The sequence below is a fragment of the Streptomyces sp. V3I7 genome (genome assembly GCF_030817495.1).
In the GTDB taxonomy this organism is placed as follows: domain Bacteria; phylum Actinomycetota; class Actinomycetes; order Streptomycetales; family Streptomycetaceae; genus Streptomyces.
Window position 1 is genome coordinate 4,076,475 of the sequence record NZ_JAUSZK010000001.1, and the last position, 15,544, is coordinate 4,092,018.

Annotated in this window: 11 protein-coding genes and 1 riboswitch; of the genes, 5 read left to right on the forward strand and 6 right to left on the reverse strand. The window is 71.9% G+C overall.

Translation table 11 applies throughout. From position 1 onward, the window contains the following. Positions 1 to 132 precede the first annotated feature (132 nt). Positions 133 to 1,422 (forward strand): ATP-binding protein, encoded by a 1,290-nt coding sequence (locus QFZ74_RS19130; RefSeq protein ID WP_307622014.1) that lies wholly within the window; start codon positions 133 to 135, stop codon positions 1,420 to 1,422. Next, the gene (locus QFZ74_RS19135; RefSeq protein ID WP_307622015.1) at positions 1,419 to 2,150 is read left to right on the forward strand and encodes a response regulator transcription factor; all 732 of its coding nucleotides are present in this window, start codon (positions 1,419 to 1,421) and stop codon (positions 2,148 to 2,150) included. Before QFZ74_RS19130 ends, QFZ74_RS19135 begins: the two co-directional genes overlap by 4 nt. Positions 2,151 to 2,442: 292 nt before the next feature. Here the strand turns inward: QFZ74_RS19135 and QFZ74_RS19140 are convergent, their stop codons facing one another. Beyond that, positions 2,443 to 3,516: an NlpC/P60 family protein gene (locus QFZ74_RS19140; RefSeq protein WP_307622016.1), complete on the reverse strand. Its 1,074-nt coding sequence runs from the start codon at positions 3,514 to 3,516 to the stop codon at positions 2,443 to 2,445. Between the two features lie 465 nt (positions 3,517 to 3,981). On the opposite strand from QFZ74_RS19140, the gene QFZ74_RS19145 reads away from it, so the two are divergent. Further along, positions 3,982 to 4,335 carry a hypothetical protein gene (locus QFZ74_RS19145; RefSeq protein WP_307622017.1) on the forward strand — a complete coding sequence of 118 codons (354 nt, stop codon included), beginning with the start codon at positions 3,982 to 3,984 and terminating at the stop codon, positions 4,333 to 4,335. On the opposite strand, the gene QFZ74_RS19150 is transcribed toward QFZ74_RS19145, so the two are convergent. Both QFZ74_RS19150 and QFZ74_RS19155 read right to left on the reverse strand, forming a co-directional pair. Next, a complete protein-coding gene (locus QFZ74_RS19150) occupies positions 4,313 to 5,320 on the reverse strand; it encodes a hypothetical protein (protein WP_307622019.1) in 1,008 nt (335 codons plus the stop codon). The two genes, QFZ74_RS19145 and QFZ74_RS19150, sit on opposite strands and share 23 nt — an antisense overlap. Before the next feature lie 27 nt (positions 5,321 to 5,347). Continuing rightward, on the reverse strand, positions 5,348 to 6,523 hold the full coding sequence (locus QFZ74_RS19155) for an NlpC/P60 family protein (RefSeq protein ID WP_307622020.1): 1,176 nt from the start codon (positions 6,521 to 6,523) through the stop codon (positions 5,348 to 5,350). Positions 6,524 to 6,528: 5 nt separating this feature from the next. Next, positions 6,529 to 6,693, reverse strand: a riboswitch (cyclic di-AMP (ydaO/yuaA leader). A 334-nt stretch (positions 6,694 to 7,027) separates the two neighbouring features. Between QFZ74_RS19155 and pcrA the strand changes: the two genes are divergently transcribed. Further along, positions 7,028 to 9,526, forward strand: coding sequence for a DNA helicase PcrA (gene pcrA, locus QFZ74_RS19160; RefSeq protein WP_307622021.1), 2,499 nt, complete (start codon positions 7,028 to 7,030; stop codon positions 9,524 to 9,526). 274 nt (positions 9,527 to 9,800) lie between these two features. On the opposite strand, the gene QFZ74_RS19165 is transcribed toward pcrA, so the two are convergent. Beyond that, positions 9,801 to 11,492, reverse strand: a complete 1,692-nt coding sequence (locus tag QFZ74_RS19165) for a peptidoglycan DD-metalloendopeptidase family protein (protein ID WP_307622022.1) — start codon at positions 11,490 to 11,492, stop codon at positions 9,801 to 9,803. 135 nt (positions 11,493 to 11,627) lie between these two features. Further along, positions 11,628 to 12,494, reverse strand: a complete 867-nt coding sequence (locus QFZ74_RS19170; protein ID WP_307622023.1) for a triacylglycerol lipase — start codon at positions 12,492 to 12,494, stop codon at positions 11,628 to 11,630. Positions 12,495 to 12,794: 300 nt separating this feature from the next. Between QFZ74_RS19170 and QFZ74_RS19175 the strand changes: the two genes are divergently transcribed. Further along, entirely contained in the window at positions 12,795 to 13,217 is a 423-nt protein-coding gene (locus tag QFZ74_RS19175; RefSeq protein ID WP_307624202.1) for a cobalamin B12-binding domain-containing protein, read from the forward strand. Between the two features lie 645 nt (positions 13,218 to 13,862). Here the strand turns inward: QFZ74_RS19175 and QFZ74_RS19180 are convergent. After that, positions 13,863 to 15,530 (reverse strand): DUF5691 domain-containing protein, encoded by a 1,668-nt coding sequence (locus tag QFZ74_RS19180; RefSeq protein ID WP_307622024.1) that lies wholly within the window; start codon positions 15,528 to 15,530, stop codon positions 13,863 to 13,865. Between the last annotated feature and the right edge of the window lie 14 nt (positions 15,531 to 15,544).

The following is a 15,544-nucleotide window of genomic DNA, read 5'->3' on the forward strand; positions in this document are numbered from 1 at the left end:
CTGGCCGAACCCTGATTTCGGCCCTGAGACGGCGCGGGGGAGGCGTTCGACGGCCCGTTACCCGAAGATCAGGGGAGTCTCGGGGATACACCCTGATGCCCCCGTCGCGCCCGCCGTGTGACCATCGTGGACATGCCGGAAGCCGCAGCAGCACCCCTCGACGACCCGCGGCCACCGCGCAAGCTCTACCGCAGTAGCGACGGTCGCTGGCTCGGCGGAGTGGCGCGGGGCCTCGCCGGGCATCTCGGGCTGCCCGTGGTCTGGGTGCGGCTCGCGTTCGTCGGCCTGTTCATGGCCCATGGCCTCGGCGCGCTGCTGTACGCCGCGTTCTGGTTCTTCGTGCCCCTCGGAGTCGGCGGCGTCGGCGACCAGAAGCCCCCGTCCTTCGTCGGCACCGAGACGCTGCCCGACGGCCGCCGCAGACTCGTCACCCGCAAACCGGACAAGGGCCAGATCGTCGCCCTGCTCCTCATGGTCGTCGTCGCCGTGGTCTTCGTCGGCAGCGTCAACCTGAGCGGCGCGGCCAAGGCCTACCTCGTCCCGGCCGTCCTCGTCGCCGCGGGCGTCGCCCTCGTCTGGCGCCAGGCGGACAACGCCCGCCGGGCCCGCTGGGTCGAGGCCGGGCGCCGGCGCCGCACCCTCACGTTCCTGCGCGCGGGCGCGGGCGTCCTGCTCGTCACCGCCGGCGTCTCCGGCATCGTCGTCCTCCAGGGCACCGCCCAGCTCGGCGCGGTCCTCCAGGCCGCCCTCGCCGTCCTCGTCGGCATAACGCTCCTCGCCGGCCCCTACTTGGTCCGCATGTCCCAGGACCTGTCCCAGGAACGCCTGATGCGCATCCGCGCCCAGGAGCGCGCCGAGGTCGCCGCCCACGTCCACGACTCCGTGCTGCACACCCTGACCCTGATCCAGCGCAACGCGGAGAACGCGAACGAGGTGCGCCGCCTCGCCCGCGCCCAGGAGCGCGACCTGCGCACCTGGCTCTACCGGCCCGAGGGCACCGGCAAGGAGGAAGAGGACGAGCCGGCCACCCTCGCCGACGCGGTACGGCGCACGGCCGCCGAGGTCGAGGACAAACACGGCGTCCCCATCGAGGTCGTCGTGGTCGGCGACTGCCCGCTCGACGAGAGGACCAGCGCACAGATGCAGGCCGCGCGCGAGGCGATGGTGAACGCCGCCAAGTACGGTGGCGAGGGCGGTGCCGTGCAGGTCTACGCCGAGGTCGAGGACAGGACGGTCTTCGTGTCCGTCCGCGACCGCGGACCGGGCTTCGACCTCGACGCGATACCCGCCGACCGCATGGGGGTCAGAGAATCGATCATCGGCCGCATGGAGCGCAACGGTGGTACGGCGCGGCTGCGTGCCGTACCAGGCGGTGGCACCGAGGTCGAACTGGAGATGGAGAGAGCGGAGAAGACGGCATGAGCGACGCGACCGAGGCGAACGGCACGGTGGGAGCGGCGGAGGCGGCCGGGACCGGCGCGTCAGGGGAGCGGCACGTACGCGTGGTCCTCGTCGATGACCACCGTATGTTCCGTACGGGCGTCCAGGCCGAGATCGGCCAGACCGAGCAGACCGGAGTCGAGGTCATCGGCGAGGCCGCGGACGTCGACCAGGCGGTCACGGTGATCACCGCGACCCGCCCCGAGGTGGTGCTCCTCGACGTGCACCTCCCCGGCGGCGGTGGTGTCGAAGTGCTGCGCCGCTGCGCCCCGTTGAGCGCCGACACCGAGCGGCCCGTCCGTTTCCTCGCCCTGTCCGTCTCGGACGCCGCGGAGGATGTGATCGGCGTGATCCGCGGCGGCGCCCGCGGCTACGTCACCAAGACCATCACCGGCACCGACCTGGTCGACTCGATCTTCCGTGTCCAGGAGGGCGACGCCGTCTTCTCCCCGCGCCTGGCCGGCTTCGTCCTCGACGCCTTCGCCTCCACCGACGCCCCGCCGGTCGACGAGGACCTGGACCGCCTCACCCAGCGCGAACGCGAGGTCCTCCGCCTCATCGCCCGCGGCTACGCCTACAAGGAGATCGCCAAGCAGCTCTACATCTCCGTCAAGACGGTCGAGTCCCACGTCTCGGCGGTCCTCAGAAAGCTCCAGCTCTCCAACCGGCACGAGCTGACGCGGTGGGCCACGGCTCGGCGGCTGGTGTGAGCGTCCGGTAGGCGCGCCTACAGTCAGCTGAGTCGCCCTGCGCCCCAGTGCCATCCACGTCCGGGACTCGAAGCTCGGCCCCCAACGATCCCGGTTCACCGTTGCTGAGGACGCCTGGGCCGCCTGGTGTCGTCACGTTCCGCGGAACCCCGATTCCGGCTCGGTGCCGGTCGCGCGGGCTCCCGTGTCCGGCGCGGAGTTGAGCTGTCAGGTTGCCCTCGATCTCGCCCGCGATGCTCTCGCCGGTCGAATGCGGCGGCCGGTGTACGGCTTCTGAGCGCTCGGGCAGCTCTCACGCCACCCGCGCGGCCCCGGCGAACGGCATCTGGTCGATCGGGGCCAGGCGGACCGGGGCCGACGGGTTCGGGGCGTGGATCATCTGGCCGTTGCCGACGTAGATGCCGACGTGGCTGATGCCGGAGTAGAAGAAGACCAGGTCGCCCGGGGCGAGTTCGGAACGCGAGACGCGGTGGCCCGCGTTGATCTGGGCGTAGGTCGTGCGGGGGAGGGAGATGCCGGCGGAGCGGTAGGCGGCCTGGACGAGGCCCGAGCAGTCGAAGGCGTTGGGGCCCGTTGCGCCCCACACGTAGGGGCTGCCGAGCTTCTGGTGCGCGTAGGAAACGGCCGCCGCGGCACGGGAGTTGGCGGCCGGTGCCGGACCGGGGGCGGTCAGGGCGCCGCGGGCGTCCGAGGCCGAGCGCGAGGCGTGTCCGATGCCGTCCGCCGTCGCCAGCGTCCGTTCCTGTGCCGTGAGGCGGGACAGGAGCTTGCGTGCCTCGTCCAGCTTGCCGGTGATGGTCTTCTTCTGGCGCTTCAGCTCGGCCTGCCGGGACCTGAGCGAGGCCAGTTCGACGCGGGTGGCGCCGCGCAGGCGCTCGATCTCGCCGAGCTGTCCGCGTACGAGCGTGACGGCCTGGGACTGGCGGTCGCCCGCGCGCTCGGCGAACTCGGCGCCCTCCAGGTACTGGCGGGGGTCGTTGGAGAGCGCGAGCTGGAGCGCGGGGTCGAGGCCGCCGCTGCGGTACTGGGCGGTGGCGATCGAGCCGAGGGCGTTGCGGGCCGAGCCGAGCTTCCGCTCCGTGCGGGCCGACCGGTCGCGCAGGGTGCTCAGCCGCCGTTCGGCGGCGTCCGCCTTCTCCTTCGCCCCGTTGTACTTCTCCGTGGCGATCTCCGCCTCCTGGTACAGCTTGTCCACCCGGGCCTTGACCTGGGTCGGCGTCAGTTGTGGCTCGGCGTTGCCGGTGCCGTCGAAACCCGTCGCGGTCGCCGCGCTCGCCAGAGCGAGCGTCGCCGCCGTACGGACCGCGGTATGGCCGCCGAGCGAGCGTTCTCGGGGCTTGCGGGGCTTGCTGTGCTGCGCTGCCACCTGGACCGTCCGTCCTTTCGTCGAAACCGCGGAGGTGCGCGGGCGCACGACCGGCGGCGGCCGGCACAGGGGGAGCGGACCGCCGCCGGTCTTTCTCTGCGGTGGTGTCCGGCTGCCGCCCGAGGCCCGGGCGGCGGTGGGGACCGGTCACCTGGTCGAGGACGCTAAACCTGGCGGTGTCGTCCTGGTAACGCATGTACGGAAAAGGCGGCACACGACCGCGCGGTGACCACATGTGACAGGAATTCGGATTCGGAGCGGTCTCCTTCGCGCGGCGCGCTGACCGAAGCGGCGGTTCCAGGGCGCGCGAGGGCGCGGGGGTGCTATGCGGGCGATGCATATATGCGACCGCGACTGCCGCACCACCGCGACTGCCGCACCACCGCCACCGCCACCGTGGCCGCGACTCCGGGAAGCGGGGGTGAAGAGCGGCACCGGCCGCGGGGCTCATTAGGCTCCGGAACCATGGACGTACTCATCCAGGTCTTCGTCGGCCTGCACATCATCGGCATCGCCTCCCTCCTGGGCGGCTTTCTCACCCAGATGAAGGCGATGGGCCGGGGCACCGCCCGCTTCGTCCCCGCGATGCTGCACGGCGCGCTGACCATGCTGGTCACGGGCGTGATCCTGGTCGGGCTCAACGAGGCCGACGGTCATCACGTCAACAACATCAAGATCGGCGTGAAGCTGGCGCTGCTGATCGTGATCCTCGCGCTGGTCTACGTGCAGCGGGACGAGGAGACGGTGGACAAGCGGTTCTTCGGCCTGGTGGGCCTGCTGACCGTGGCGAACATCTTCATCGCGCTGCTCTGGACCTGATCCGCGCGCGGGTCGCCGCGACCGCGCCGGCCACCACCGCGATCCACACCGCGACGGCGACCCACACCAGCACCTGACCGGTGCCCGTCAGCCACGGGACCCCGACGGCGGCGGCGACCACGAGCGTCGCCGCCGCCGTCAGTCCCATCGGGTACACCGTCGCCCAGCGGCGTACGTCGTAGCGCAGCCGGGGCCGGAGCAGCTCGGCGCCCAGCAGGACGACGTAGCTCGCCAGGGCGAGGGCGATCAGCGCGATCGTCGAGGAGCGCAGGACGTCGCTGTCGTCGTCGTTCCACAGATACAGGCGGGGGCTGTCGGCGGCGATCAGTTTCGCCCCGGTCAGCGCCGCGAGGGCGAGCGCGCCGCCCGCGATCCAGTGGTCCCCGGCGCCCTCGACCAGCTGCCGTGCGTCGAACCGGCCCAGTGCGAGGGCGTAGAGCGCGAGCCCCAGCCAGAACAGCACCAGTCCGGTGTGCGCGAGCCAGGCGGTCGCCTCGGCCCCGGCCAGCGTGGCGCACAGCAGGGCGACGCCCTCCGTGGCCACGCACGGCAGGAACACCTCCCCGGACGTGGGCCGGTCCTCCGCCCGCTGTCGTACGACCCGCTGCCGTACGACGAGAATCAGCAGCACCGCCCAGAGCGCGGCTGCCAGAGCGAGCAGCGCCTCGGCGAGGGCATGCCAGGAGAGCGCCGAGAAACGGGTCCCGAGAACCGTGGTGGCGGTCGCGGAGGTGAGTGCGTCTGCCGTACGCGCGCCGGTCGCCCAGCGCCCCCGCTCGCGCGCCGGCCCCACGGCCAGGTCCATGGCCAGGCCCGCGGCGAGCACCAGCCAGGCGATACAGGCCACCACGAGGACGACCTCGGACAGGACCTCGTGGCCCGTCAGGTGCAGCCCCACCGACACGATGCCGGTCGCCATGACGGCGGCTCCGGCCACCGGCGGATGCCGTGTCCACCAGGGGCGGGGGAGGGGAGTGCCGGGCATGGACCGATGCTAAGGACGAAAACCCGCTCAGACCGGGCGCACCACGCTGTGGATGATCGACGAGCCGGCGTAGTAGATCGACTCCTCGCGGACGTACGCGCCGGGCTTCGGGGCGTGGATCATCATGCCGTCGCCGATGTAGAGGCCGACGTGGCTGATGTCGTCGTAGAAGAAGATCAGGTCGCCGGGCTGGGCGTCGGCCAGGGAGACCGTGGTTCCGACGTTGACCTGGTCCCAGGTGGTGCGCGGCAGGGAGACGCCCGCGGCCTTCCAGGCGGCCTGGGTCAGGCCCGAGCAGTCGTAGGAGCCGGGGCCGGTCGCGCCCCAGACGTAGGGCTTGCCGATCTGGGCGCGGGCGAAGGCGAGCGCCTTGGCGGCCTGGGTGGCGTACGAGGAGGACGTGCTGGAGGAGGACGTGCCGGACGAGGAGGTGCCCGTCGTCGGGCTCGGTGACGCGGAGCTCTCCTGCTGGGCCGCCTTCTCGGCGGCGGCCTGGCGCGCGGCTTGCTCCCGGGCGAGCTCGGCCGCCTGGCGCGCGGCCTCCTCCTGCTTGCGCTTCTCGATCGCCGCGAGCCGCGCCTTCTCCTCCGCCGTCAGCTTGGACAGCAGTTCCCGCGCGGTGGACAGCTTCGTCTGGACGGTGGACTTGGCGGAGCGCAGCTCGTCCTGCGACTCGGTGAGCGACTCCAGGCTCCTGGTGGCCTCCTGCCGCTTCTTCATCGTCGCCGACTGCTCGGTGACGTAGTCGTCGACCGCGACCTTCTGACGCGAGGTCAGACGGTGCATCAGCTGGTTCTGGTCGAAGTAGTCCTGCGGGGAGTCCGCGAGCAGGAGGCTGGCGGTGCTGGGGGCGGCGGCGCCGGTCCGGTACTGCGCCGCGGCGAACGTGCCCAGCTCCTCACGGGCCTTGTTGAGTTCCTGCGTGCGCTTCGCCACGTCGTCGAGGAGGCCGTCGACCTGCTTGCGCTGCGCGCCGGTCCGCTCCTTCGCGGCGTTGTACTTCTCGGTCGCCGACTCCGCCTGGCGGTAGAGGTCGTCGACCTTCTTCTGCACTTCCTCGACGCTCGGCCGGTCGGCCGACGGGGCGGCCTGGGCCGACTGGGACAGCAGGGCCACGGAGGTGAGGGCGGCGGTGGCCAGAGCGGGGGTGCGTATGCCGGCGAGGCGAGTACCCGTGGGGCGCGACTTGCGGTGCGACGCCAAGAGGGGGCTCCTTCCAGGATCCGCCTACCGAGTTAGCTGTCGGGTTCGGGCGGGTGGTTCGGAAGGCTGCCCTACGGTCCCTCCGCAAGGGGAGGGGGCCGATTCACCCCAAGATCGGGTGGGTCCCCGGCTCCGGCACCACAGGGGGCCGGACTCAGCGGGGGCCGCGGGTCCCGGCGACGTTCGCCGGTGAAGGTCCTGCGGCCCGCCCGGCACGGTAGCCAACTCGTGTGGCCCGTGTGAAGGTTGGTGGGTGATATGCCCGATACATTTTCGTGACCTTGGGAGGGAAGGTCTCCGGCGGCGGTCAATTGGGGGCGGTGTGGGGTGACTTGTCCATGTGAGGGATCGGTGCGCTCGGCCGCGCTGAGGGCGAGTGCGTACCGTAATGGCATGATTCTGGAGAGTTAAGAGGGGAGGGTGGGGTAGCCCACGTCGTCCGTGACCGGGATGTTTTCCGGGCGGCGACGGATTGTCGGTGGGGCGCCCTAGACTCGGAGAGCGATGAGCAGCCTCTTTGACGACAGCTTCCTGGCGGACCTCCAGGCCCCCCGCGGCCGTGCGGAGGAACCGCCGCCGCCCGAGGACGACCACGCTCCGGAGCCGATTCCGGACGATCTGTTCGGCGGGAAGTTCGACCTGCCTCCGGACGGCGCCGGCGCCGGCCGTGACGCCTACTACCGCGACGGCGCCCCGCGCCCCGTCGTCGACCCCGCCGCGCTCCTGGAGGGGCTGAACGACAACCAGCGCGCGGCCGTTGTCCACTCCGGCTCGCCGCTGCTCATCGTGGCCGGTGCGGGCTCCGGCAAGACCCGTGTGCTCACCCACCGCATCGCCCACCTGCTCGGCGGGCGGCATGTGCACCCGGGGCAGATCCTCGCGATCACCTTCACCAACAAGGCCGCGGGCGAGATGAAGGAGCGCGTCGAGCAGCTCGTCGGCCCGCGCGCGAACGCCATGTGGGTCATGACCTTCCACAGCGCGTGCGTGCGCATCCTGCGCCGCGAGAGCAAGCGGCTCGGCTTCACGTCGTCGTTCTCGATCTACGACGCCGCCGACTCCAAGCGCCTGATGTCCCTGGTCTGCCGTGACCTGGACCTCGACCCCAAGCGCTTCCCGCCGAAGTCCTTCAGCGCCAAGATCAGCAACCTCAAGAACGAGCTGATCGACGAGGAGGACTTCGCCGCCCAGGCCACCGACGGCTTCGAGAAGACCCTCGCCCAGGCCTACGCGCTGTACCAGTCGCGGCTGCGTGAGGCGAACGCCCTCGACTTCGACGACCTGATCATGACGACGGTCAACCTGCTCCGCGCCTTCCCGGACGTCGCCGAGCACTACCGCCGCCGCTTCCGCCACGTCCTCGTCGACGAGTACCAGGACACCAACCACGCCCAGTACGCTCTGGTGCGCGAACTGGTCGGCACCGGCGAGCATGCCTCCGGGGACGCCGACGTCCCGCCGGGCGGGTCCGACCTGCCGCCCGCCGAGCTGTGCGTCGTGGGTGACGCCGACCAGTCGATCTACGCCTTCCGCGGCGCGACCATCCGCAACATCCTCCAGTTCGAGGAGGACTACCCGGACGCGACGACGATCCTGCTGGAGCAGAACTACCGCTCCACGCAGACGATCCTCTCCGCCGCCAACGCGGTCATCGAGCGCAACGAGTCCCGCCGCCCCAAGAACCTGTGGACCAACGCGGGTACGGGTGCGGCGATCACCGGCTACGTCGCCGACACCGAGCACGACGAGGCCCAGTTCGTCGCCGAGGAGATAGACCGCCTCACGGACGCGGGCGAGGCGAAGGCCGGCGACGTCGCCGTCTTCTACCGCACCAACGCCCAGTCCCGTGTCTTCGAAGAGATCTTCATCCGCGTCGGCCTGCCCTATAAGGTCGTCGGCGGTGTCCGCTTCTACGAGCGCAAGGAGGTCCGGGACGTCCTGTCGTACCTGCGGGTCCTGGCCAACCCCGAGGACTCCGTCCCGCTGCGCCGCATCCTCAACGTCCCCAAGCGTGGCATCGGCGACCGCGCGGAGGCGATGGTCGACGCGCTCGCCCAGCGCGAGAAGATCAGCTTCGCGCAGGCGCTGCGCCGGGTCGACGAGGCGTACGGCATGGCCGCGCGCTCGACCAACGCTGTCAAGCGCTTCAACGTGCTGATGGAGGAGCTCCGTACGGTCGTCGAGTCCGGCGCGGGACCGGCGACCGTCCTGGAGGCGGTGCTGGAGCGCACCGGCTATCTCGCCGAACTCCAGGCGTCCACCGACCCGCAGGACGAGACGCGGATCGAGAACCTCCAGGAACTCGCCGCCGTGGCGCTGGAGTTCGAGCAGGAGCACGAGGAGGGGGAGCAGCCCTCGCTGTCCGACTTCCTCGAGAAGGTCGCCCTGGTCGCCGACTCCGACCAGATCCCCGACGAGGAGGACGGCGACGGCGTCATCACGCTGATGACGCTGCACACCGCCAAGGGCCTGGAGTTCCCGGTCGTCTTCCTGACCGGCATGGAGGACGGCGTCTTCCCGCACATGCGCGCCCTCGGCCAGACCAAGGAACTGGAGGAGGAGCGGCGCCTGGCGTACGTCGGCATCACGCGCGCGCGGGAGCGGCTGTACCTCACGCGCTCGGCGATGCGCAGCGCCTGGGGCCAGCCGTCGTACAACCCGCCCTCCCGTTTCCTGGAGGAGGTGCCGGAGTCCTACCTGGAGTGGAAGCGGACGGGACCCGTCGCCAAGTCCGCCGGACCGGCGTCCGGCATCGCGGCCTCGCTGTCCTCGTCCCGCTCGCGCTCGTCGGCGGCAGGCGCCTCCGGGTTCGCCACGCGCAGGACGTCGGACAAGCCGGTGGTGGCCCTGACCGTCGGCGACCGTGTCACGCACGACCAGTTCGGGCTCGGCACCGTCGTCGCGGTGGCGGGCGTGGAGGACAAGGCCCAGGCGACGATCGACTTCGGCGACGGCAAGCCGAAGCGGCTGCTGCTGCGGTACGCGCCGGTGGAGAAGCTCTAGCCAGCGGGTTGCCCCGGCTGTTCCGGCCGGGGTTCCTGGTGTGACGGCGAGGCTAGGGCCTGTCGTTTGGATCATCCCGGCGTCGCGGGGCCTGGCACGCACATCTGCCGCGTTGTCGTCGGTTGCCAACTCCCCCACGCTCGGCTCCGCTCGCGCGGGGGGACCCCCATCGCGTTGACGCCCTCCTCCGTCTTGCAGCTGCACGCACCAGACCCCGCTCGGGTCGGTCGAGAAGTACCGCACCTCACAGCCGGCCTGATCCAAACGACAGACCCTAGTTCGGGTCGAGTCCGTGGCTGCGCAGCCACGGGAGCGGGTCGATGGCCGAGCCGCCGGCGGGGCGTACCTCGAAGTGCAGGTGCGGGCCGGTGGAGTTGCCGGAGTTGCCGGAGAACGCGATGGGATCGCCGGCCTTGACGGGCGTGCCGGAGGAGACGCGGTAGCTGGAGAGGTGGCAGTACCAGGTCTCCGTGCCGTCCTTCGCGGTCAGGACCAGCATGTTGCCGTAGGCGCTGTTCCACTTCGTGCTGACGGTGCCGTCGGTCGCGGCCATCACCGACGTGCCGTACGAGACGGGGAAGTCGATGCCCGTATGCAGCGACATCCAGTTGACGCCGGACTGGCCGTACAGGGCGCTGAGTCCGTGCTGGGCCACCGGGAGCGCGAACTTCGGGCGCAGCCGCTCCTTGCGGGCCGCCTCCTCCGCCGCCCTCTTCTGCTCGGCGACCTGCTGGGCCTTGAGGTCGATGCGCTCCTGCGTCCGGCTGGCCCGGTCGGCGAAGTCGTCGACGCCCGCGGAGATGCCCTCCAGCTGGCTGTCCAGCCTGTTGTTGGCCGCGGAGGGCTTCACCTCGTGCACGTCCGGGGCGGCGGCCGCCGTCTCCGACGTGTCGTCGGTCATGCCGCCCACGGAGGCGGCGGCGATCCCGGCGACGCCCATCACGCACGCCGAGGGCACGGCCACGGTCAGCAGCGCGGAGCGCTTGGCGGGCGTACGACGCCGGGCGCGGGACGCCCCGCGTGCGCCGGCGCGGGTGCTCGGAACCGGGGTGACCTCTTCCTGGTCCTCCAGCAAGGGGGTCACGGCCGGCATCGCACTGGTGGCGCCGACCTCACCGGCCCCGGGTGCGCCGTCGGCGAAGGAGTCCTGCTCGTACGGGGTCTGCTCGTACGGGGTCTGTTCGGAGGAGTGTTCCTCGTACGGGTGGTGCTCGAAGGGGGCTTCGTGGTGCGGGAGTTGCTCGAAGGCGCCGGTCGACTGCGGGTCGAAGGGCTCCGTCCGCTGCTCGGGGAGAGTCCCGTCGGAGTTCCACTGCGTGGCGTCGTACGCGCCGGTGTCGAAGGTCTGCGTGCCCCAGTCCCACGACTGCTGCGGGGCCGGCTCGGCGAGGGCGGACGGGTCGGGCTGGAGCCAGGCGCTCGCGTCCCACTGGCCGGTCGCATCGGCCCCGGCCGCCTGCGGCGGGACCGTCCAGGCGCCGGTGTCGTAGCCGCCGCCGTGATAGACGGTCTGCTGCTGGGTGGCGTAGGGGTCGTAGTCCGCGGTCGGATGGGCGCCCGTCGTCCAGGCGCCGGTGTCGTACGTGCCGGTGTCGTACGCACTGGTGTCATACGTGCCGGTGCCGTACGCGCCGGTGGCGTGCCCGTCGCCCGCGGGCGTGCCGAACAGGGGGTCGTTCCCGTAGGCCGTGGCGTGGGGGTCGGTCGTATAGGTGCCGGTGTCGTAGGCGCCGTAGCCGGTGAAGTCGCCGTAGTGGGCTTCCTGCCCGCCGTGCGACGCGTAGTGCGCCGAGTCGGCCTCGGAAGCCGGTGCCGGGGTGGTCATGGTCCCCGACGCGTGACGGTCGTTCACCAACTTCTCTTTCGCCTCGACAACAGGGGCTGCCAGAGCAGTGCGGCGACTGTACCCGGCGGTACGCGGGCGCGACAATCTTCCGCCGGTTTCGCGCCCGCCGGAAACGGGCATTCGGCCGTGTTTCGGGGGGTGGTGGACGTGGCTTGGCTTTGCGTTCGAAAAATGTTCGATGTTCGTTGGCTCCGTCGTACCGGCGCGCCGCCCGAGATCAGCGCGTTCGGCGCACCTGCCGCGGTCAGGCGACGGTCAGGCCACCGTCAGCCCGTCGGGCAGGACGGCGGTCCGCGCGGGTGGCTCCTCGGCGTCGAGGGCCTGCCGTATCCCGGCCGCGACCGCGGGATGGACGGGCAGCGCGAGATGGCCGATCCCGCTCACCCGCACATTGAGCGTCATCAGGTCGGGGTGGTCGAGCCGCGCGGCCTCCAGCGGCTCCATCACCGAGTCGAGGTCGCTCCAGAAGCTGACGAAGTGCGTACGGCAGCCGGGGGCCGGTCCGGCCAGTTCCTCGAGCACGTCCGAGCCGGGGCGCATCTGGCGCACGATCGGGTGGGCGTTCGCCAGGGGTGCCACCCGGGTGCCGGAGTGCGGGGTGCCGAGCGTCACCAGCGTGCGTACCCGCGCGTCACCGCCCAGGCGCTGTGCGTAATAGCGTGCGATCAGACCGCCGAGGCTGTGCCCGACGATGTCGACGCGAGTGCTGCCCGTGCGCTCGCATATTTCCTCTATGTGGCGGCCGAGCAGCTCCGCCGCGGCGCGGATGTCGCAGGTCAGCGGCGAGTAGTTGAGCGACTCGACGCGCTGGCCGCTGTGCTGCGCGAGGCTGCGGCGCAGCAGGACGAAGACCGAGCGGTTGTCGATGAAACCGTGCAGCAGGACGACCGGCGGTGCGCCCTGGACCGGCAGCTGAGCGGTGCCGTCCGCCGGGAGTGGCGGCGGGGTGGGGGAGCGGCGTTCCTGGATGATGCCGGTCGGATACAGGACGAGATGCCCCGCGAGGATCGTGACCTCCAGGGCGGACGCCTTGAGGAGGGTCAGGGAGAGCCCTGCCAGTTTGCCCGGCAGCAGGGCCTGACAGAGAGGGAGAAGGGGGTTCAGCGCCTTGGTGACCCTCATGGCCGGCCTCCAGTCAGCACACCGGAGGACTACACCGTCCCCCGTGTGCTCTCGTGGGAAACCGCACGAGGTGGCCGGCGGTACGCGCACCCTTCCTTGCGCGTCCATCGTGTCCGCGGACCACGTTGCGGCTCCCGAACGTGTCCCACTGTGTGATTTCCCCCTCGGTACGCTCCGCGAAACTGCCGGTGGCGGGATGCTGGAGATAACGTTCGTTCACTTCGCGACGGGTGACGGACCGCGCGGACTGTGCGGTACTTGTCGTTACGAATGGGATGCAGTCGCTTCATGGAGGCAGTGATGGGTGTGGCAGCCGGTCCGATCCGCGTCGTGGTGGCCAAGCCGGGGCTCGACGGCCACGATCGCGGGGCCAAGGTGATCGCGCGGGCGCTGCGCGACGCCGGCATGGAGGTCATCTACACCGGGCTCCACCAGACGCCCGAACAGGTCGTGGACACGGCGATCCAGGAGGACGCCGACGCGATCGGCCTCTCCATCCTCTCCGGCGCCCACAACACGCTCTTCGCGGCCGTCATCGACCTCCTCAAGGAGCGCGACGCCGCGGACATCCTCGTCTTCGGCGGCGGCATCATCCCCGAGGACGACATCCCGCTGCTCAAGGAGAAGGGCGTCGCGGCGATCTTCACCCCCGGCGCGACGACGACGTCGATCGTGGACTGGGTGCGCGAGAACGTACGCCAGCCGGCGGCCTCCGGCGGTTGAGCGGTCGGGGTCGTGCGGGGTGGTCTGGGGCGGTCGTCCCTGGGGGCTGCGCCCCGCAGACCCCCCTGTTCGGCCCGACCGGCCTCGTCCTCCAGCTTTGGGGCGGGTCGGCGTCGCCGGGCGGCGACGGCGCTGTGTCCGGCGCTCGGTGCTGCCTTCGGTGGTTGAGTCGGCAGGATCGTGCGGGTGTCTGGGGCGGTCCGCTCCTGGGGGCTGCGCCCCCGGGCGGCCCCGTCCGGCCCGACCGGCCTCGTCCTCAAGTCCCGGTACGGGGCGACGTGACGGGCCGGCGTCCGTGCTGCCTTCGGTGGTTGAGTCGGCAGGATCGTGCGGGTGTCTGGGGCGGCTGCCCCTGAGGGCTGCGCCGCCGGGCGCCCTGTTCGGCGCGACCGGCTTCGCCCTCAAGCTCTGAGACGGGGGCGATGTCACCGGTCGGCGCCCAGTGCTGCGTCCGGTGGTTGAGCCGGCAGGATCGTGCGGGTGTCTGGGGCGGCTGCCCCTGAGGGCTGCGCCCCCAGACGCCCGTTCGGCCCGACCGGCTTCGTCCTCCAGCTTCGGGACGGGGCGAGGGCAGCGGTCGGCGTCAGTCCTGCGTCCGGCGGCTGAGCCGACAGGATCGTCCCCAGCCCCCGTCCGGCCTCGTCCTCAAGCCCCGTACGGGGCGGCGTCGCCGGTCGGCGTCAGCTCGGTGGCCATCGTCGCGCGTAGGCGTAGCGTCGTTACGAGGCGTTGGAATGCTTCCGACCAGTATCCGCCGGCCCCCGGCGACGCGTCCTCGTGTTCGTCCGGTATCGCCAGCAGTCCCTCCAGGCGGGCCGCCTCCGTCGGGTCCAGGCAGCGTTCGGCCAGGCCCATCACCCCGCTGAAACTCCAGGGATAACTTCCCGCGTCCCGCGCGATGTTGAGGGCGTCCACCACGGCCCGTCCGAGTGGCGGGGCCCAGGGCAGGCCGCACACGCCGAGCAGTTGGAACGCCTCGGACAGGCCGTGTGCCGCGATGAACCCGGCCACCCACTCGGCCCGTTCCTCGGCCGTCAGCGTGCCCAGCAGTTTCGCCCGCTCGGCCAGGGAGACCGCTCCCGGGCCGCCCGCCTCGGGCGTCGAGGGCGCGCCGAGAAGGGCCCGAGACCATCGCGGGTCCCGCTGCCGTACGGCCGCCCGGCACCATGCCGCGTGCAGCTCGCCCTGCCAGCCGTCCGCCACCGGCAGCGCCACGATCTCCTCCGGCGACCGGCCGCCGAGCCGGCGCGGCCAGATACCGAGCGGCGCGGCCTCCACCAACTGCCCGAGCCACCACGACCGTTCCCCGCGGCCGGCCGGCGGCCTGGCCACGACGCCGTCCTTCTCCATCGCCGCGTCGCACTCGGGCGGAGCCTCCACCGCGATCGTCGGCGTGTCCTGCGTGTGGTCGATCGCCACGCACGCCTCGGCCCGTACGGCCATCCGCGCGGCGAGCGCCGAACCGGGCAGCGCGGACAGCAACTCGGCAGCCGTCGCCCGCACGTTGCGGCTGCGGTCGGCCAACGCCTGTTCCAGGAGCGGCTCGTCCTCGGCCGAGAGTGCCGCGCGCAGGGAGTCGAGGAACATCAGCCGGTCCTCGGCCCGCTCGGTCGCCCAGGTCGCCGTGAGCAGTTCGCGCGCGTCGGAGGGTCTGCGCGCCCGGAGCGTCGAGAGCAGGGCGACCCGCTCGGCGAACAGGCCCTCCTCCCACAGCCGTCGCACTTCGTCGGCGTCGTCGAGGTCCGGCAGTGCCGAGCCGCCGCTCGGTGCCGCGCGCAGGGCGAACCGCCAGTCCGCGTTCAGCCGTGCCAGCCACAGGGCGCGCGGACCGGCGAACGCCAGCGCGGCGGGCCGGAGATCGGTCCGCGCCCGGGCCGCGTCCAGCAGCGCGGGCAGGGCGTGCGGCGGGGCGGCGAAACCGCGCGCGTTCGCCGCCGCGAGCCACTGGGGCAGCAGCTCCGTCAGATCCGGCGAGGTGCCACGGCGCCCGCCTCCCGTGCCGGGGCGGTCGGCGAGCAGCAGGGTGAGCCGCCGCGCCGCCGCGGGCGGCAGGGCGGGACGCGGGTCCCCGGCGGCTGGCTCGGGGCGTTGTGCCGCCGGTGCCGGACGCAGCCCGGCCCGCCGTCGTACTGTCTCCAGGGCCGCCGCGTCCAGCAGTGCGACCGGCGCCTCCCGGCCCGCCCCGCCCCGTGGCGCGCGCCGGTCCGTGCCGAGCAGGGCCGTGGTGACGAGGTTCTCCCAGGTCGTCCCTGCGGTGGCTTCGTCCTCCGTGATCCCGTCGGCAGCCGGGGTCGTGCTCGTCGTCGCGGTCATCGCGTTCCCTTCCC